Raw genomic sequence first — 18712 nt, forward strand, 5'->3', positions numbered from 1 at the left:
GTCGTTCATGGTGAAACCCGAAGAGGCTGGCGCAAGCCCCTCTCTCTATTCCTTGGCGCATCTGACGCTGATTGGCTGTACGCCGCCCGAGCTGGTCTATATCGCCGCGCGGGCCGGGTACGATGCCGTCAGCCCCCGATTTATTCCGATGCATGTGCCCGGTGAATTCACTCAATCTCCAAACGACAAGGCACAGGTGCAAGCCACCAAAACTGCTCTCTCTACCACTGGCTTGAAAGTCCTCGATGTCGAACTTGCGCGCATCACGGAAGACGTCGATCCGCGCAGTTTTGAACCTTCTCTTGAGATCGGTGGGGAATTGGGCGCTAAACGCATAATCATGAGCGCGTGGACCAATACCCGCGATGATCGTGACTTCCTGATCGACGTCTATTCTGAAACCTGCGAACTGGCCGCGCCCTACGGGCTAACAGTGGACCTGGAGTTCCCAAGTTTTTCTCGCTTGCGCACTCTGGATGAGGCATTGGATATTGTCCGTGCCTCCGATCAGCCGAATGGCGGAATTCTGGTCGATACGCTTTATCTGCACCTCAGTCGCGTTGATCTCGGAGAGCTTCTGCACGTCCCCTCGGAGTTGTTTCACTTCCTGCATATCTCCGATTGCCTACCCGGCATCGCCGATACGCGAGAGGGCATGATCCAACTGGCCCGCGATGCGCGGCTGTATCCCGGCGAAGGTTGGATCGATTTCACCGGCATCATCGAACGGATGCCACCCGTCGACTATTCCATCGAACTGCCCAACCAAAGCCGCGTTGCCGAGTTGGGATATGAAGAACACGCGCGTCGCTGTCTCAGCCACGCCAAGCGAACATTCGGCGAGGCGCAGTCACAGCGTCGTATGCCCGATGCAGCAATTCCAAAACACCAAGAGGATCATTATGGGCAAAGAGCTCACTGAAAACGACCGCAACATGGCGGCCGATATGCTGGCACGCGCCCGCGCTGCCATGGCCGAGATCGAGGATTGGAATCAGGACAGGCTGGACCGCCTGTCTCAGGCAATTGCGTGGTATGCGGGTAATGAGAAAACCTTCACGCGTTTGGCTCAACAAGGCGTGGACGAGAGCGGCATCGGAGATCGCGCAGGGCGCCCTGCGAAGCGATTCAAGATTCACATGGTGCTGCGAGACGTCTTGCGTACGCCCTCGACGGGGATCGTCGAAGTCGACGAAGAAAAGGGGCTCGTGAAATATGCCAAACCTGCCGGTGTGATCGCCTCCCTGATCCCGATGACCAACCCGGCGATGACGCCACCGGTGACCGGCGTGTCCGCCGCAAACGCACGGAATGCGGTCATCTTCAGCCCGCACCCGCGAACCGCCCATACCACCTTCGAAATGGTCGAGGTTATGCGAGCAGCTTGTCGTGCTGCCGGTGCCCCCGAGGACTTGTTCCAATCCATTCGCAAACCGTCGATCCCATTGACGCAACATCTGATGGAGATCTGCGACCTGACTTTGGCGACGGGTGGCAAACCCATGGTCAAAGCGGCGTACAGTTCTGGGCGCCCGGCCTATGGCGTCGGCGCGGGCAATTCGTCCATCGTCATCGATGAAACCGCCGATCTGGACATCGCCGCGCAGAATACGCGTATTTCAAAGACCTCTGATTTTGGGTCCGGTTGCTCAGCCGATGGCAACATCATCATCCAGCGCTCAGTTTACGATGATATGGTCAAGGCACTTCAAGCCGAGGGCGGCTACCTGTGTTCGGATGAAGAGAAGGCCATGCTCGAAGCGGCCATGTGGGACGAAAAGGGCAACCGTACGTTTCCGACCATCGCTTGTCCGCCGCAGCAAACGGCCAAGGTCGCCGGTTTTAGCATCCCCGAAGATCGCAAGTTTCTGATGGTTGAAAATCAGGGGCAAATCGGCCCGCAGCACAAGTTCTCTAAGGAGAAACTGACCACTCTGATGGCGCTTTATCACTTCGACACGTTCGATGACGCGCTGGAAACGGTCAGCCAGATCTACAACACCGGGGGCAAAGGTCACTCCTGCGGCATCTACAGCCACAATGACGATCACATCGACCGGTTGGCGCGTCTGGCTCCGGTCAGCCGTATGATGGTGCGACAGCCTCAATCCAAGGCCAATGCGGGTGCCTGGACAAATGGCATGCCTATGACCAGCAGCCTGGGCTGCGGCATCTGGGGCGGCAACATCACCAACGAAAACGTCACCATGAAACACATGATGAACTACACTTGGGTCAGCCGTCCGATCCCTGAGGATCGCCCCTCGGAGCCGGACCTGTTCGGTGAGTTCTACGGACAGGAGGTCGCGTGATGGACGTAGCGAAACTGGACGGCAAAACCGTTGCCGAACATATCGTTGACTTTCTCGAACGCCGTGAGGTCAAGCACGTTTTCGGCCTGTGCGGGCACACGAACATTGCGGTTCTAGCTGCGCTGGCGGAAAGTCCCATCGATTTCGTCACAGTACGACACGAACAAATCGCCAGCCACGCGGCGGATGCATATGCCCGCGTGACGGGCAAGGCCTCGGTGGTGCTGTCCCATCTCTCCCCGGGGCTGACCAATTGCGCCACCGGGGTCGCCAACGCCGCACTGGACTGTATCCCGATGGTCGTGATCGCGGGTGACATTCCCACGCATTACTACGGTAAACATCCGCATCAGGAAGTGAACCTGCATGCAGACGCAGCCCAATGGGAGATTTACCGACCCTTCGTGAAGCGCGCTTGGCGCGTGGATCGCGCCGACCTGATGGCCGAGATTCTGGAAAAGGCGTTTCATCTCGCTGAAAGCGGCCAGCCCGGGCCGGTACTGGTCAATGTCCCCATGGACATCTTTTCAGAGGTGATCCCCTCGGACAGTTTCGACCGTATCCGCGACAACACGCGCGCGCTCAAGAAACCGTCGATTGACGATGAAACAGCGGGAGAGATTGTCGAAGCGTTGGCTAAAGCCGAAAACCCAGTCGCTTATGTCGGGGGTGGTATTCTTCTGGCACAGGCCAGCGAGGAGTTGCGAGAATTTGTTGAACATATGGGCCTTCCAGTCGCGCATTCCCTGATGGGTAAAGGCGCGTTGCGAGACGACCATCCGCTTGTACTGGGAATGACCGGGTTTTGGGGCACCGAATTGGTCAACCAGTCCTGCTTGAATGCGGACTACATCTTTGCGCTGGGAACCCGGTTCAAAGAGGCCGATTGCTCTAGCTGGTACCCCGGCTATACCTTCAATATTCCCGGTTCCAAGGTCATTCACATCGACATCGAACCGCAGGAGATTGGTCGGAACTATCCCACCGAGATCGGAGTCGTTGCTGACGCCAAGGCCGCATTGCGCGTCCTCAACCGGGTCGCCCGCGAGATGTATCCGGACGGCTTCAAACGCCCCGCGCTGGAACAGAAGATCGCCGACTTCCGAACGGATTTCAAAGCGCGCAACGTGGAAATGGCGACCTCATCGGCCTTTCCGATGATGCCCGAGCGCATTTTGGCAGATACCCGCAAGGCACTGCCTGAGGATGCCATCATCACTACGGACGTTGGCTGGAACAAGAACGGTGTTGGGCAACAGTTCGATATCCTGACGCCCGGTTCGATCCTGACTCCGGGCGGGTTCGCGACTATGGGGTTTGGCCCTCCGGGCGCGATCGGTGCGAAACTGGCAGCACCAGATCGCGTGGTGATCAGTCTGGTTGGCGATGGCGGTTTCGGTCAGAACCCATCAATGCTGGCAACGGCCGTCGAACTTGATCTGGGCATCATCTGGCTGGTTATGAACAACAACGCCTTCGGAACTATCGCAGGTCTGCAAAAGGCGCATTATGGTCTGACATACGGGACTACGTTCCCTGGATCAGCTGAAGCTCCCGCAAACGGACCGGGTTATGCAGACATCGCACGAGCCTACGGTGCTGAAGGGCACAGGCTCAGTGCTGCTGATGAATTGTTGCCGGCATTGGAAGCGGCAATCGCCAGCGGCAAACCAACTGTCCTTGATGTCCCGATGATCAACAATCCGACGCCAACTACCGGGCATTGGAACATCCTCGACATCTATTCGCCAGACAGGGATGTTTCGCACGTCGCAACCTGACGTAGTTTAGAATTTGGGCGTACTTCTACGCGTAAGGCACTTGCCTATGTTTGCAAAACAGAACGGCAAGTGCCGCTGTGCTCAGGTTCAATATCTTGGGCTAACACTGCGTCGTACAAGAGATGATCTCTTCAACTGAAACATCACCGGCATCGGAAAAAGCTTGTAAGTGTTTTGGGTCAGAAATGCTTGACGTTTGGGTCAGAATTGAATGACGGAATTTACCGATTTGCTGAGGTTTTGGGTGTCAATTGAGTCAAATATCAGTGACGTTCCACAGTACTCAAAACATTGAATAAATTCCCGTCAACGTTTTCCTGCCCCTGATCTGCCACTAAAATCAAATCGCTTGGCGGTTCTTCCGCCCGAAACCCGATTGAGTCGGAATGTCGCACCCCACCCCCCAGCTTCACCCGGACGCAGCGCAGTTTTGTTTATTCCCCACGCTTTCCAAGCGCGGGGTATCTGGACTTTTTGACTGTTGGGTCAGATTAGACGAGGGCGAAGTTTTGAGAGACGTATTATGACGTGCACATGATAGGACAGCAAAGAGCCCAATGTGACCGCGCGAAACCAGCGCAACGTCAGGTTCGAGCCCACACCGGAAGTGTTCGATTTTCGCTGCGCGTGCTCGCAGCGTGAAAATTGCGGCACGAGCGAAAAACTCCGTGCCGGTGTGCAGCAGCATAAACGGCCGTTCGTGCTGATCGCAGCATGAAACAGGCGTCGAATTCACAGGTCGCGGACTAAGCCGCCACTCGCCGCACCTTCCACTAAGAAGCGCTCCGCGAACTTTGCGGACCCTGGAACAGCCTTTGACACAACAATTTGGAACGCCGCAGTTAACCGCGTGCACACCAGCATTGATTTAGAAAAGGTCCCAATGCCATCATCTTCTAAAAGTAGGAGGGGATTAGATGTGGAAACCAATCATATTTGCTTTTTTGATTTTCGTGACTGGTGCCGCAGCGGCTATGTCACACGATGTGCGGGATCCAGCGACTTTGCAAAAACCGCTTATTCAGGACTTGTTAACCGAGTCGCTCAAAAGCACTGAGGGCTTGGAGGTTGTCGTGAGCCATGTTGCCCTACCACCAAACCTCACTTTACCAATGCATTGGCATCCCGGTGAAGAATTTGCCTACATTCTGCAGGGCAGCGTCACCCTCATCCTAGACGGCGAAGGCGAACAAGAAGCTTTTTCAGGTGACGTAGGCGTCGTTCCGTTGAAAAAAGTGCACACCGCTCGCTCAGGGGACGAAGGGGCAACCATTTTGGTGTTCCGTGTCCATGAGGAGGGCCAGCCAGGCAGAGTTTTGGTCAGCGACTGATTTTCAAGACAAAGGCGAAATATCCTTTACCGAATGCATGGTTGTCGGAACCGGGGGGGGTGCCGTTTGCCTTCACACTTGCAACCCTGCTTTTTTCCACCCGCTGCGCCAGCGATCAGCGCAGGTTGGAATAGAGAATAATGGTAAACGTGTTGTCTCGGTTATCGAAGCCGCATTCGGAGCGATTTCGTTCAATTTGACAGCCGCTGTTTTTGCCGCATCTATGTCATCGAGCTCAGCGAGCGACGCAATCAGCATCAGGTGGCTCATCAGGAAGGTTGCACGCACAGACAAGGCTTCGCGACAGGCCTGCGCGGCTTCCTCATAACGTCCCAAGTGAAACAAGGCGGCACCCTGTCCCATGAAAGCGGCGTGCCGCAATGGATCACCCGGGCTGAGTTCGACAGACCGGACTGCATGTTCCAGCGCCTTGTCAGGGCGATTCAGCAAATAAAGATTTGCAGCGGCGAGCATGTGGACCGTCGCCGCGTTGGGATTTTCCGACAATGCTTCCTTAAAGGCTGTCCGCGCGCGGGACAGGTCTTGTGCCAGCATAGAGATTGAATGCGCGGCATAAGCCTTTGCAATGCCGTCCGCGCGATCGCTCCGCAGCACCTGCTCTGCGGCCGCGACAGCTGACTTGGGTCCCTGATCTACAGGTTCCAAACCTTGCACAAGACGTTGGATATGAAGCCATGCTAGCAATCCCGCTGCGGAGGCGTATTCCGGATCTCGATCCAAAGCCAGTTTTGTCAGTCGTATTGCCTCTATGTTGTCTTGGTCAGTCAGCAAGTGGAAATGTGATAAAGCTCGGAGGTAGAGCTCGTATGCCTGTAAGTCCTTGGTGGGTTTTGCACGCGCACGATTTGTTTCAGCGTGCCGCACCGATGGTTCAATAGCTGTAACTACGTCTTCGGTGACTTGATCTTGAAGATCAAAGATGTCGTCGAGCACACCGTCAAAGCGGTCCGCCCACAAATGGCTCCCATTTTCGGTATCTATGAGCTGTCCCGTTATGCGGACGCGCTGCCCGGAACGCCGAACGGAGCCTTCCAGTACATACCGAACCCCTAAGTCGCGGCCCACGTCGCGGATGTCCGTGCTTTTCCCCTTATAAGCAAAAGAAGAGTTTCGTGCGACGACCATCAACCAACGAAACCGAGATAGCTCAGTTATGATGTCTTCCGTTATGCCATCGGCAAAGAACTCCTGCTCCGGATCACCCGACATATTGTCGAATGGGAGCACTGCGATTCCCGGCCTCACATCCGCTTTGATCGCGAGATTGGCTTTCGTGCCCTTTGGCCAACACCAGATTCCAACATGCCGCGTGATGTTTTTCAGTTCGGTTTGCTCTCCGCCGTCGAATAATCCCGCATCGTTACGGTCAAGGCTGTTATGTGACATATCTGAAAAGAGCACTTGTCCCGGCTTCGCGAGAGCCTCCAGACGCGCCGCAACATTGATGCCGTCGCCGAAAATGTCATCGCCATCGGTTACCACTTCCCCTGTGTGAACCCCGATGCGCAGTTTGATGTGGTCAGGTTTGTGGGCGGACTGAACTGCAATCGCGCAAGCTGCTGCTTCAGATGGTGATTGAAACTCGACGATCCAGCCGTCGCCCATGCTTTTGATCAGTGAACCATTGGTATCTTCCACGATCGGGAGAAACGTGTCCTCGCGGAAGGTCTTTAATGCAGCGACTGTGCCAGTACGGTCCTGATCCATCAGCGCGGAATAGCCCACAATGTCGGCGGCCAATACCGTCGTGAGACGTCTTCCCATTCACCCCTCCTCTTTGCAATGAAGTTAGCTCGGTGGGTTGCTTCTGTCAGCCCATTCGTCAGATTTTGAAAAGCCTTAATGAATAGAAAGCACAGGTACAGGCATACACGCACAACTAAAAAGGTAATGCTCAAATACCTGTCGCGCATTCAGCAAACGGTCACCTTCATATCCGCGGAGTTAGTTACTTGCGTTTCTTTAGCTGCCAATGTTCGTGGCAAAGCAATTCCGCTTTGGGCTCACTGCCGCCCGATGCCAGTGCAGCATCACCGGCGATGGAGGCGTTCTCGAACCGGCCGTTTGACCAGCGGTCTACACAGCTGAGATATAGCTGGTTTTTCGGATGCGCCGACATCCCCACATCAATAGCCAGTGTTGACGCCCCGCGCCGCGAAATCTGACTGCGAGCCCAATTTTCATAATGCTGCGAATTGTGCGAACGGCAGCTATTGCAAGCTGGATTGGGTCTTTGCCAGATCAATGAACGCACGCAATCGGCGGGTCATGTGCCGCTTGCTTTGATAGTTAATCGAGTAGCGGGGCATCGAAGCGAGGTGGTTTCCAAGCACTTCAACCAGACCATTGGCACCGGATCGCGCTCTGGAGTTTGCGCATATCCTGCAGGACGAGCATTTTCTGAATGGCAAGGATCTGAACGCTGCGGCAACCTATGATGAGATATGCGAGACGCACGGCTTTCCGCCACTTGATACCAATGCGATCGTCAGTGCCACCGAGGAAACACCGTTGGTTGCCGAGAGCTATGGACTGTCCACGTCGTTGGGTATCCAGTCATACCCGACGATCCTCACTTTTGGAGATGATGACAAATTGCTCGGCCAGATCAACTCCGAGTATGAACCAGAGGCATTCACGGCGCGTTTCGAGCAGATCGTGCAATTCAACACAGCTGATAAGCTGCGCACTGTAGTGAGCTAAATACGTCGATCAGAGTGTTTTGAAGTCATCGGTCGTGGCCTCGCTCGGGCCACGACAGTTCTGCATTTTTGAGCATGTCTCGTAAGTGAGCCGTGATCCGTCCCGGACAGTCTGGGTTACGATGCGGCGTGAACACGGATGTGACGGCCGTGGGTCAACCCTTGCACCTTTTCCGCAATCGAGCGGGCATCTATTCCGTGATGCTCGTAGAGATCACCGATTGTGCCCGTTTGACCAAAATGCTCGACACCGAGAGAAATCGTCTGATGTCCCGCCACACCCCCAAGCCACGCCAGGGTGGCGGGGTGGCCGTCGATTGCGGTGACGATTTTGCAATGAGACGGCAGTTCGCCCATCAAGGCCTCAATATGGGAGCGAGCAAGTGCGTTGCCGCGTGAGCGGGCCCGCTGCGCGGCAGTCCAGCCTGCATTAAGCCGGTCCGCTGACGTAACCGCAAGAACACCAACGTCGCGCCGACCCTCACCAATGATCCCGGCCGCCTTGATTGCCTCGGAAGCCACGGCACCTTGATAGGCGATCACGACTTCACAATTCGGGCCGGGCTTGCGGAGCCAGTAAGCGCCATCGATGGCACCCTGCCGGAATGCGTCATCATGCCGTTTCCCGGGCTGTTCGATAGGGTTGGTGGTCAGGCGCAGATAGATGCTGCCACCGGTCTCATCACGTAACCAGGTGCGTTCATCCGGATCGCCTTCACCATCACGCTGCATGTAATCGAAAGCCCATTCCATTATCACCGCTAATTCATCGGCAAAAGCGGGCTCAAAGGCGGCCAGCCCGTCCTGGCTCATGCCGGTTAACGGCGTCCCAATCGACTGGTGCGCGCCGCCTTCTGGGGCCAGTGTCACACCTGACGGCGTGCCGACGATCATGAAGCGCGCATCTTGGTAACAGGCATAGTTCAGCGCATCGAGGCCACGATGCACGAAGGGATCATAGACCGTGCCGATGGGCAGCAGGCGTTTACCGAAAAGGGAATGCGAAAGCCCTGCCGCGCCCAGCAAAAGGAACAGGTTCATCTCGGCGATGCCAAGCTCGATGTGCTGGCCTTCGGGCGTAAATGCCCATTTTGCGGTCGAAGGAATGCGATGCTCGATAAAGGCATCCGCCTGTTCAGAACGCGCGAATAGCTTGCGCCGGTTCACCCAAGAGGCAAGGCCCGTGGTGCCAGTCACATCGGGAGACGTGGTTACAATACGGGCTGCAAGGTCGCTGTCACCTTTGGACAGGTCATCCAGAATTTTACCAAAAGCGGCTTGGGTTGAGATTTCACGATCACTACTGAATTCAACCGCAGGCACCGGCACCTTTGCATCGCTGAACCGACGCGGTCCATCTGCGAAGAACGGGACAGCTTTCAGGAAACCTTCCAGAGCAGCAACATCTTCCACACCGGCGAACCGCTCCCATTCCTGGCCCTCTGCGACACCCATGTGTTTTTGCCAATCAGCAAACTGGGTCTTGTTCATCAACCCGCCGTGGTTGTCTTTGTGCCCGGCAATCGGCGTCCCCCAGCCTTTGACCGTATAGGCCAGAAAACAGGTCGGACGGTCGTGGTCGATGGCGTCAAATGTGTCGGCCATGGTCTCAACACAGTTCCCGCCGAGATTTTCCATCAGTGCTGCCAGCTCGTCATCGCTGCGCCGATCGATGAGGGCGGTAACATCACCTTGATCGCCCAGATCATCCATAAGGCGCTTGCGCCAGACCGAGCCCCCCATGAAGGTCAGCGCCGAGTATTCCTGATTGGGGCAGGCATCGATCCAGTTGCGCAACTTGTCGCCGCCCGGTTCTTCAAACGCGGCCCGTTGAAGGGCACCATGTTTGACGCGCACCACGTCCCAGCCAAAGGCGTCGAAAATCTTTTCGACACGCTCGAACAGGCCTTCGCGGACAATCCCGTCGAGCGACTGACGGTTGTAGTCGATGATCCACCAGGTATTGCGCAGATCGTTTTTCCAACCTTCCTGCAGCGCCTCGTAGATGTTGCCTTCGTCCAGCTCGGCGTCGCCAACGAGTGCCACCATGCGGCCCATGGGGGCACCCTTGCCCCAGTCTTTTGCGGCTATGTAATCCTGGATGATCGATGCAAAGGAAGTAATCGCGACGCCCAGGCCAACAGAGCCGGTGGAGAAATCGACATCGTCAATATCCTTGGTGCGCGAAGGGTAGCTTTGTACACCGCCCAAACCGCGGAAGTTTTCCATTTTCTCGCGAGTCTGGTTGCCCATCAGATACTGGGCCGCGTGAAACACCGGTGAGGCATGGGGTTTGACAGCCACACGGTCTTCGGGCCGCAGCGCCGAGAAATAGAGTGCCGTCATGATCGACACCATGGAGGCTGAAGAGGCCTGGTGACCGCCGATCTTGATCCCGTCCACCTTCGGTCGGACATGGTTCGCGTGGTGGATCATCCAGTGCGAATGCCACAGCAGGAGCTGTTCGACGGTTTTCAGATGTTTGCGCGAAGCGGTCATGGCAAGCCTCCCAGAGTTGGGCGTTAGTCTTCGATTTGTGTGGTGACGATCTCGCCAGACAGGGCGACTGGGTTGATAATCGTTTGAGCATTGGGACTGTGTTTGACAGCCTTTTCATGCAGCGCTTCGAACTGTTCCGGGGTGCCGTCGCCTGTCACGTGGATGGTGTAGCGGATTTCCGGGAAGCCCACCGGAGCATTGGTGCCCAGACCCATGAAGCCGCGCAGGTCCAGTGTTCCGTCAAAGTCGATCTTGACGGATTCCAACTGAATTCCTTCTGCCGTGGCGCCGGCCACAAACGCAACCATCATGCAGGACCCAAGACCGGACAGCAGCAATTCCTGAGGGTTGGGGCCATGATTGTTGCCCATCAACTGGCGCGGTTCGTCCGCTTTCCAGGTGAAGGACCTGCTGACTTTGTGAGGTCCGACCAGCATTGGCTTGGTCGATGAACGTGCGCGGGTGCCGCTTTCCCAGTCAATCTCAATGCCGTAGTTCATCAGGCCTTCTTCGGGATTGCCCGAGACTTCATTGACGAATTCGCTCAGGGCGGCGGTAGGGATGGAGTTGCGCATTATGCAGCACCTTTCATGGCGGAGATGGCGTTGAGAGCTTGGTCAAAATCGGCGATCAGGTCATTTGCGTCTTCGATGCCCACAGAGAGGCGGACGCACCCGGGGTAGATGCCGATATCTGCGCGTTGGCGCGCGGTCATCGTGGCTTGTGAAGAGTTGAAGGGAAGGCTGATGAGGCTTTCGATACCGCCAAGACTGGTCGCCTGTTTCGGCAGTTTCAGATGATCCATCAAAGCGAGAGCGGCCTGATCTCCGCCTTTGACAAAAAAGGTCACGTTGCCGGTGCCCATCTTCATCAACTCTTTGGCGCGGGCGTGGTCGGGATGACTGGGCAGCATCGGATACAAGACCTTGTCAACCGCAGGGTGGGTCTCAAGAAATTCAGCCAATGCAGTGGCCGAGGCTTCATGGGCCTTCATACGAATATCCAGTGTCTTGAGGCCACGTTCCAACAGGAAACAAGCGTGCGGGTCGAGCGACCCGCCATAGTTCAGCAGTCGCGGCCAGATCATGTCGACCAGCTTGCGTGGACCGCAAACGACCCCAGCGATAAGGTCCGAATGGCCGTTGAGGTATTTCGACGCTGAGTGCACCACCAAATCCACGCCCAATTCCAACGGCTTCATGACGGGGGGCGGGGCGAAGGTACTGTCAACGATTAGACGCAGGTTATGGCGCTTTGCGATATCAACCAGGGCAGGGATGTCGACAACCTTCAGCACCGGATTGGTGATCACCTCAAAGTAGAGGATCTGGGTGTTGGGCTGTATCGCGGCTTCGATGGCTTCAAGATCGTAGCTGTCCACCAGAGTGGCGGACATGCCAAGCGACGGAAATTCCTGATTGAAGAGATTATATGTGCCGCCATAGAGATCGCTTGCCGCGACCACATGGGCACCTTTGTCGACGAGGGCCATGACCGCTGCCGTAATGGCTGCCATGCCTGAGCTGAACACGATGGCACTTTCTGCACCTTCAAGCGTGGCGAGCTTTTCCTGGACCGCCCATTGCGACGGGTTTCCGTAGCGCGTGTAGATGAAACGATCGCGACCAAACCCTTCTTCGATAGACCCATAGGTTTCCTCATGCAGGATGAAGGTTGAGGTCTGGTAGATCGGTGTTCCAACGGCGCCGGTACGTGGGTCATCATGGGTGCCAGCATGAACGGCCTTGGTCGACATGCCCATTTTGTCCATCGGATGGGTGTCCAGAAACGGCCCGGATTTGCGCGCTCGGTCCAGTTTGTTGATCCAGCCGCCCTGGTTGCGTGTCGCTGCATGGCTGGTGGCATCGCCATATAGTGGTTTCTTGGTCATTTCATCCTCCAGTCAGTGCGGTCTACTCAGCCGCAATGGCATTGTGTTGAGACAGGGCCGCCATCAAATCATCGATCAGGTCATCGACGGTCTCCAATCCAACGGAGAGGCGCACGAGACCTTCTGCAATGCCGTGTTCGGCCCGTTCTTCCGGCGAATATGTGGAATGGGTCATGCTTGCAGGGTGCTGAATAAGGCTTTCCGCATCACCAAGGCTGACCGCGCGTTGAATGAGTTTCAGGCGGTTCATGACGGCAATACCGCCATCCTTGCCGCCAACAACTTCAAACGGGATCATGCCGCCAAAGTCCGACATCTGACGGCGTGCAAGCTCGGCTTGCGGGAAACTGTCGAGACCCGGATAGTGAACACTGGCCACCGCTGGGTGATCTTCAAGCATTTGGGCGATTTGCATCGCTGACCGGCAATGCCGTTCAACCCGCAGTTCCAGTGTTTTCAAGCCACGCAAGAGCAACATGGCCGTGAAAGGGGACATGACTGATCCTGTCATGTCTTTCAATCCGACCAACCGAACCTGTTTCATGTCTTCGGCAGAGCCTGCAATGAGACCAGCCACCAGATCACCATGGCCACCCAGATACTTGGTAGCCGAATGCAGGACGATATCTGCCCCATGCTCCAACGGTCGGGTTAGCACTGGTGTCGCATAGGTGTTGTCGACCACCACTTTTGCGCCTTTTGCCTGGGCAATCCGTGAGATTGCCGCAATGTCTACAAGACGGTTGTTGGGATTGGCTGGAGTCTCGAAATAGACAACCTTGGTTCGGTCCGTGATCGCTTCGGTCAAATTTTCGGGGTCGGTGAGATCAACAGGGGTGACCTTGACGTCGAACTTTGTCAGCCCGTGGCTCAGAAAGGCGAAAGTGCAACCATAAAGCGTTTTGTCGATAATCACCTCGTCACCTGCTTCGACGAGTGTCCAGAAGACAGAAGTAATCGCGCCCATACCAGAGGCTGTGGCCAACCCGGCTTCCGCACCTTCCAGATTGGCGATGCGTTCTTCAAGTTGATCAAGCGTCGGATTTGAAATGCGGCTGTAGAAATGTCCTTGCTGTTCTCCAGCAAACATCGCGCCACCCGCTTCCGCGGTCTCAAAAGTGAATGTGGAGGTCAGGTATATAGGCGGGTTCAGTGACCCCTGATGATTTCCTGCGTCATAGCCATGATGGATTGCCCGCGTGGAAAACCCGGCAACGTCTTTCGTCATGAGAGACCCTCCTATGTGTCACGGCACTTTAGGATGGAGCAGAGGGCATTTGGTTGCTATCTTCACCCTTGTGACGTCATGGATTGGAACTTTATGCCAAAAGCAACGAAAATAGACGCGACAGATCGCAAGATGATCCGTGCCCTCCAAAACAATGGTCGAATAACGAATCTCGATCTTGCAGATGAGGTGAACCTGTCGCCTTCACCCTGCTTGAGACGTCTCCGAAATCTCGAACAGAAAGAGGTAATCAGAGGCTACAGCGTCGATGTCGATGCCGCAGCATATGGACTGCCCATCACCGTGTTTGTTCGGGTCACGCTTCAAGGGCACACGGCGGATATTGTTGGTCTGTTTGAAGACGAAGTGCGCAATATACCGGAAGTGCTGGAATGCTACGTCATGACGGGGGCAGCCGACTATTTGCTCCGTGTTGTCGCATCAGACCTAGAAGACTATGAACGGTTTGTTCGCCAGCGCCTTCACAAGATCGGTTGCATCAATTCAATCGACACCAGTTTTGTCTACGGCGTTGTGAAACAGGCGCATGTTTTTCCCGAACTCGACGCTTAGTCCACCGACGATAAGGGGCGACGCGCCATACGGTCCGCCAGGCTCTCTCGCCGGGGAAAGTCAGCCAATGCGCGCTTCACATCGTCCGGCGTTTTCAGGTCCTTCAACCAGGTATCGCCCGCGATGATTTCGGCATAGTAGGGGATCTGCAAAAGCCGTTTGCCCGGATCTTCCTCGATACGCATCGTGTAGTATCCAATCTGATGGTAGTACATCGTGCGCGCTCTCACCAAAGCGGACATAGGGTCGTGCCCGAACCCTTCGAACACCCATTGATACAGTGATATGCGTTTGTGATCGATAAAGCGTAGGGTGCGTGCAGCCAATTTAGACGTTTTGCTCCATTCCCTGACCGCAACATCCAGTGGCGCATCGAACTGGGGGCTCAAGACCCAAACATATGCGAGAGCGAGATATTGGGCGCGGGGTTCATCGGCGGCTTCTTCCAGAGCTTCAAAAAAAGGATGAACATTGGTGGCCAACCAATCCTTCAGCAGTGCGCGATACAGGGCATCGCGGTTCTTAAAATGCCAGTAGAAACTTCCAGGCGTTACTTTCAACTTCCGGGCCAGTGGCTCGACCTTGACGGCCGATATGCCACGTTTGATCAACACGTCCCGCGACGCCGAGATCCAGTCTTCAGCTGAAATCGAACCTGCCTTTGGTGCTCTTTTCTTGGCGCTCAATTTGGTTTCCGTTCCATAAGATCGTTCGTCAGCTTGCTTTCTTCCGAATGTGTCCGGCGTGGTTACACCCGTTAGCGACGCCTCCATATGCTGTGTCCAGATCCGGAACACCAGTCAAACTGGCAATCTGTCGCTCAAGCATCTCCCATACAGCCTCCTTAAGCGCAGCTCGGACGTGCATACGATATGTCTGGGGATGATCATGACGATATAAAAGTACACCAAATCCGTGCCACAGCCTGGAAACGGAAGGAGAAGGCGCACAACCCACAAATTCCGTGCCCGTCGCGATCAGCCGTTCGGCATTTGGCCCGGTAATGGACAACACAGCATAGGCGGAACTCATGTCTGAGATCGCAACGCCTTCTTCGGTGTGCCACCCATCGGATAATGCCGGACCATTCACAACTAGGATACGATCTCGTCTCTGGCGCACCGCATAGAAATCCCGCGATGCCATTTCTGTACCGCCCTTAGTCGCGATATCTGCACCGCATATCGAAAGGCAATTGTTCAGCGCACCGCTGATCACGGTCTGTCGTCCCACATCAAGCATGTGTACTTCGATGCCTACACCTGACAGGGAAGGGCGCTCTCGGCCCAAGGCTGCTGGCCATTTACTGCGATCATCACGCATCAATTCGTGCTCCCTCGGTATCAAATGCACAGGAAGGTGTAATAGTTGCCCGCCGGGTTTTTCCCATATGACAGATATCCACGGACTGACCCATTTTTCCCAAACCCCCGCTCACCAGCGCCAAGGCGATCGGTCTATTGAGGCTTGGGCTGTCGTGGCTTGAGGTCACGTATCCCAGAGACATCCGTTCCCCATTTTGGTCCTTGACGATATGCGCCCCAATCGGAAGTAAGGGTTCGTCGTCTTCGACCGAGAGGCCCACAAGCTGTTTGCGGTCCTCACGGCTGGCATTCTCTGTATGCAGACTTCGGTCGCCAACAAAGGCAGCGGATTTGCGAAGGCGAGGGGCACCAAACCCAAGGTCATGGGGCATGGTCTCACCTTCGGTATCTTTTCCAACGATTATGTATCCCTTTTCGGCCCGGAGGACGATCAACGCTTCTGCCCCGACGGGGGCTGCGCCATATGGTTTGCCAACGGCCATTGCCCGTTGCCACAAACTTGAGACGGCGCTGTTGGGCACCGAAATCTCAAAGCTGGTATCCCCGGTGAAGCTCACACGTGCAACACGGGCCTGAACCCCTTCGAATGCGCCAAATTTCAGCGTCATGTGCGCGAAATCCTCCAGCGTGTCCAAAACGCCCAATTCGTCGACAATGGCGCGGGCCTTGGGCCCGGCAATCGTTACCGTGGACCAGTTTTGCGTGGCGTCGTGGATATGGACGCGATCCGGGTCAAAACTGTCCTGCCGCCAATGTTCAAGATGCGCCATGACCGCATCCGCGTGAGAAGACGAACAAGAGATGATGAAACGTGTGTCATCCACACAGGCCATGACTCCATCATCAAAAACCAAACCGGTTTCGGTCAGCATGAATCCATACCTGATGCGGCCTGGCTTCAGATTGGACATGGTGTTGTAGTAGATGAAGTTTACAAAGGCGCGCGCGTCAGGCCCGATCACTTCAATCGCGCCGAGCGCTGAGCCATCCATGATCGCGGCGGCCGTTCGCGCGATCTCGCACTCCCTTGCGACAGCGCTTTGTTCATCATCCCCACCATACCAGGCCGGACGCAGCCAACCGCCATATTCACCAAGAGCCGCGCCAAGCGCACGATGCTCAGCCTCAAGCGCCAGACGTTTGAGTGGCGCAACTTGAGTGTCGCGGTGCGCCCCCCGATAGGCCTCCAACGGAACGGGCACAAAAGGTGGGCGGAAGGTGGTTGTTCCAACCTCCGGGATTTTCTGACCCTTCAGCTCGGCCATGGCTGCCAGCCCGGCAATATTGGACGTCTTTCCCTGATCGCCTGCCATGCCCAGGGTCGTATAGCGTTTCAGGTGCTCGACCGAGACCATGTTCTCGCGATGCGCCAAAGCCACGTCCTTGAGTGTCACGTCATGTTGAAAATCAATCCACTGACGCCCGTCCGTGTTACGCGTATCGGGCAGAAGGGGTGGAATGCTGTAAACATGACGCTCTGGCCTTGGAGTGTTGAGTGCAGCACTTCTGGCCTCTTCCTCAACCGCACCTCGTTCATAGGTGCCATTCGCGCCACCGATCACGCGCATCCATTCTGGTCCGTTGGACGGTACAAACGTCTGTCGACCCTCGTCCCAATCCAACTTTCCTCCCGCGTGGCGCCAAAGATGAACCAGAGGTGTGAGACCCGCCGAGGCAAGGATCGTATCGCAAGGATAGGTGTTTTCGTCCAGGTGTAGTCCTTTGAGGCCTCGGGAGCCGATCGCTTTTGCAGGTCCCGATTTTGGATCGACGAGGTCAACATTTGCCCCGACATTTTCCAGTTGCGCGGCCACATCCTGAGCGTCCGGGCGATTTGACAGGATCGCGATCTGTTGTCCGACCATTACGCCATAGCGCGCAAGAAACTCCGCGCCCGCATCCAGGGACATGACACCGGGGCGGTCATTGTTGGAAAAGGTGACGGGGCGGTCCACAGCACCGGTTGCGATAATGACGTTGTCGGGGCGAAGTTTCCGGACCACCGGAGCGATTCCAAGCCCGCGATCTGTCACAACCGAAACCGCCTGATGATCATAAACGCCAATCGCTGTTGTGTTGCTTAAAACCCGACCACCGGCATCCTCAATTGCGGATAGCTGTTCAGCAACCCAATAGGACGGTGCCTCTGCGGCGTCGTTGGGATAGCGATAGGAGCTGCCACCAAACTCGGGATGATCATCGATCAAAAGAACTGATTTGCCAGACTTGGCAGCGGTTCTGGCTGCCGTCAGACCAGCAGGCCCGCCGCCGATCACCAGTGTTTCACAGTGCTCGTGCAATATGGCCGCTTCAAAACCGTCCTGGGCATCTGCACTGAGCGTGCCAATCCCGGCCATTTTCCGGATCATCGGTTCAAACAGGTGCCAATCTGGCCACATGAACATCTTGTAGTAGAACCCGGCAGGCATAAATCTGTGGGCGAGATCCAGAAGTCCCTTCAGATCCTTTTGAGCTGTCGGCCAGGCGTTGACGGAGCGTACATCCATTCCTTCGACGAGTTGAGTCATGGTTGCCTGACAATTGGGGTAGGGGACGCCGGCAAGTTCGATATCAACGATCGCGTTCGGGTCGTCGAACCAAGCGCCCCAGACACCGCGTGGTCTGTGATACTTGAAACTCCGGCCAAGTACACGGACGCCGGAGGCCAAGAGGGCTGATGCGACCGTGTCGCCTTGAAACCCCTGGTAAGTCTTGCCATCAAAGCGGAAGCTGAGGGTTTTCGAGCGGTTAACCAGACCGCGCGTTCCAATGCGGTGCCCAGTCATGCCGCATCCTTTCGCATTGCGGTGGTCCCCAATACTTCCATCGTGGCGCTGTCGCGTTCCATGATGAAATATTCCTGACAGGTTGTATGAACCCAAATCTCGCGGGTTGGTCCCTTGGCGTTTTTGCAAAAAAACAGGTAGTTGGCCCACTCTTTGTCGCTGACATCTTGTGTGGTGTCAGGACGTGTTTTTCCGGCCTCGCCAGCGAAATGGAACTCTCGTTCGTCGCGAAGACCGCAAAATGGACAGGGGAAGCGTTGCAT

The 18712-nt window shown here is 55.9% G+C and carries 16 protein-coding genes; 7 read left to right on the forward strand and 9 right to left on the reverse strand.

The window, feature by feature from the left end; translation table 11 throughout:
* The first annotated feature begins 7 nt into the window (after positions 1-7).
* From ACR0AU_RS18445 to ACR0AU_RS18465, 5 genes are all read left to right on the forward strand, one after another.
* Entirely contained in the window at positions 8-922 is a 915-nt protein-coding gene (locus ACR0AU_RS18445; protein ID WP_170734053.1) for a sugar phosphate isomerase/epimerase family protein, read from the forward strand.
* Complete coding sequence (locus ACR0AU_RS18450) at positions 903-2312, forward strand: aldehyde dehydrogenase family protein (RefSeq protein WP_170734029.1); 1410 nt, start codon at positions 903-905, stop codon at positions 2310-2312. Before ACR0AU_RS18445 ends, ACR0AU_RS18450 begins: the two co-directional genes overlap by 20 nt.
* Positions 2312-4093 (forward strand): thiamine pyrophosphate-binding protein, encoded by a 1782-nt coding sequence (locus ACR0AU_RS18455; RefSeq protein ID WP_170734030.1) that lies wholly within the window; start codon positions 2312-2314, stop codon positions 4091-4093. Before ACR0AU_RS18450 ends, ACR0AU_RS18455 begins: the two co-directional genes overlap by 1 nt.
* 559 nt (positions 4094-4652) lie before the next feature.
* Positions 4653-4811, forward strand: coding sequence for a hypothetical protein (locus tag ACR0AU_RS18460; protein ID WP_480796059.1), 159 nt, complete (start codon positions 4653-4655; stop codon positions 4809-4811).
* 199 nt (positions 4812-5010) lie between these two features.
* Positions 5011-5424 carry a cupin domain-containing protein gene (locus ACR0AU_RS18465; protein WP_480796060.1) on the forward strand — a complete coding sequence of 138 codons (414 nt, stop codon included), beginning with the start codon at positions 5011-5013 and terminating at the stop codon, positions 5422-5424.
* Positions 5425-5496: 72 nt separating this feature from the next.
* Here the strand turns inward: ACR0AU_RS18465 and ACR0AU_RS18470 are convergent, their stop codons facing one another.
* Positions 5497-7185, reverse strand: coding sequence for an adenylate/guanylate cyclase domain-containing protein (locus tag ACR0AU_RS18470; RefSeq protein WP_050602995.1), 1689 nt, complete (start codon positions 7183-7185; stop codon positions 5497-5499).
* Positions 7186-7791: 606 nt separating this feature from the next.
* Between ACR0AU_RS18470 and ACR0AU_RS18475 the strand changes: the two genes are divergently transcribed.
* Positions 7792-8148 (forward strand): hypothetical protein, encoded by a 357-nt coding sequence (locus tag ACR0AU_RS18475; protein WP_480796061.1) that lies wholly within the window; start codon positions 7792-7794, stop codon positions 8146-8148.
* A 116-nt stretch (positions 8149-8264) separates the two neighbouring features.
* Here ACR0AU_RS18475 and ACR0AU_RS18480 read toward each other — a convergent pair whose 3' ends face one another.
* From ACR0AU_RS18480 to ACR0AU_RS18495, 4 genes are read right to left on the reverse strand one after another with little or no spacing between them, the layout of a single operon-like run.
* Positions 8265-10646, reverse strand: coding sequence for a 1-deoxy-D-xylulose-5-phosphate synthase N-terminal domain-containing protein (locus ACR0AU_RS18480; protein WP_480796062.1), 2382 nt, complete (start codon positions 10644-10646; stop codon positions 8265-8267).
* 23 nt (positions 10647-10669) lie between these two features.
* A complete protein-coding gene (locus tag ACR0AU_RS18485; RefSeq protein WP_480796063.1) occupies positions 10670-11221 on the reverse strand; it encodes an OsmC family protein in 552 nt (183 codons plus the stop codon).
* Complete coding sequence (locus ACR0AU_RS18490) at positions 11221-12537, reverse strand: trans-sulfuration enzyme family protein (RefSeq protein WP_480796064.1); 1317 nt, start codon at positions 12535-12537, stop codon at positions 11221-11223. The genes ACR0AU_RS18485 and ACR0AU_RS18490 overlap by 1 nt, the downstream gene beginning before the upstream one ends.
* A gap of 22 nt (positions 12538-12559) precedes the next feature.
* Positions 12560-13765 (reverse strand): methionine gamma-lyase, encoded by a 1206-nt coding sequence (locus ACR0AU_RS18495; RefSeq protein WP_480796065.1) that lies wholly within the window; start codon positions 13763-13765, stop codon positions 12560-12562.
* A 93-nt stretch (positions 13766-13858) separates the two neighbouring features.
* On the opposite strand from ACR0AU_RS18495, the gene ACR0AU_RS18500 reads away from it, so the two are divergent.
* Entirely contained in the window at positions 13859-14338 is a 480-nt protein-coding gene (locus ACR0AU_RS18500; RefSeq protein WP_480796081.1) for an Lrp/AsnC family transcriptional regulator, read from the forward strand.
* Here the strand turns inward: ACR0AU_RS18500 and ACR0AU_RS18505 are convergent.
* From ACR0AU_RS18505 to ACR0AU_RS18520, 4 genes are read right to left on the reverse strand one after another with little or no spacing between them, the layout of a single operon-like run.
* The gene (locus tag ACR0AU_RS18505; protein WP_480796066.1) at positions 14335-15024 is read right to left on the reverse strand and encodes a TetR/AcrR family transcriptional regulator; all 690 of its coding nucleotides are present in this window, start codon (positions 15022-15024) and stop codon (positions 14335-14337) included. The genes ACR0AU_RS18500 and ACR0AU_RS18505 overlap by 4 nt on opposite strands.
* A 28-nt stretch (positions 15025-15052) precedes the next feature.
* Positions 15053-15661, reverse strand: a complete 609-nt coding sequence (locus ACR0AU_RS18510; RefSeq protein ID WP_480796067.1) for a hypothetical protein — start codon at positions 15659-15661, stop codon at positions 15053-15055.
* Positions 15654-18449, reverse strand: a complete 2796-nt coding sequence (locus tag ACR0AU_RS18515) for an FAD-dependent oxidoreductase (RefSeq protein ID WP_480796068.1) — start codon at positions 18447-18449, stop codon at positions 15654-15656. Before ACR0AU_RS18515 ends, ACR0AU_RS18510 begins: the two co-directional genes overlap by 8 nt.
* Positions 18446-18712, reverse strand: coding sequence for a sarcosine oxidase subunit delta (locus ACR0AU_RS18520; protein WP_480796069.1), 267 nt, complete (start codon positions 18710-18712; stop codon positions 18446-18448). Before ACR0AU_RS18520 ends, ACR0AU_RS18515 begins: the two co-directional genes overlap by 4 nt.

Source organism: Ruegeria sp. CG1 (assembly GCF_056537265.1).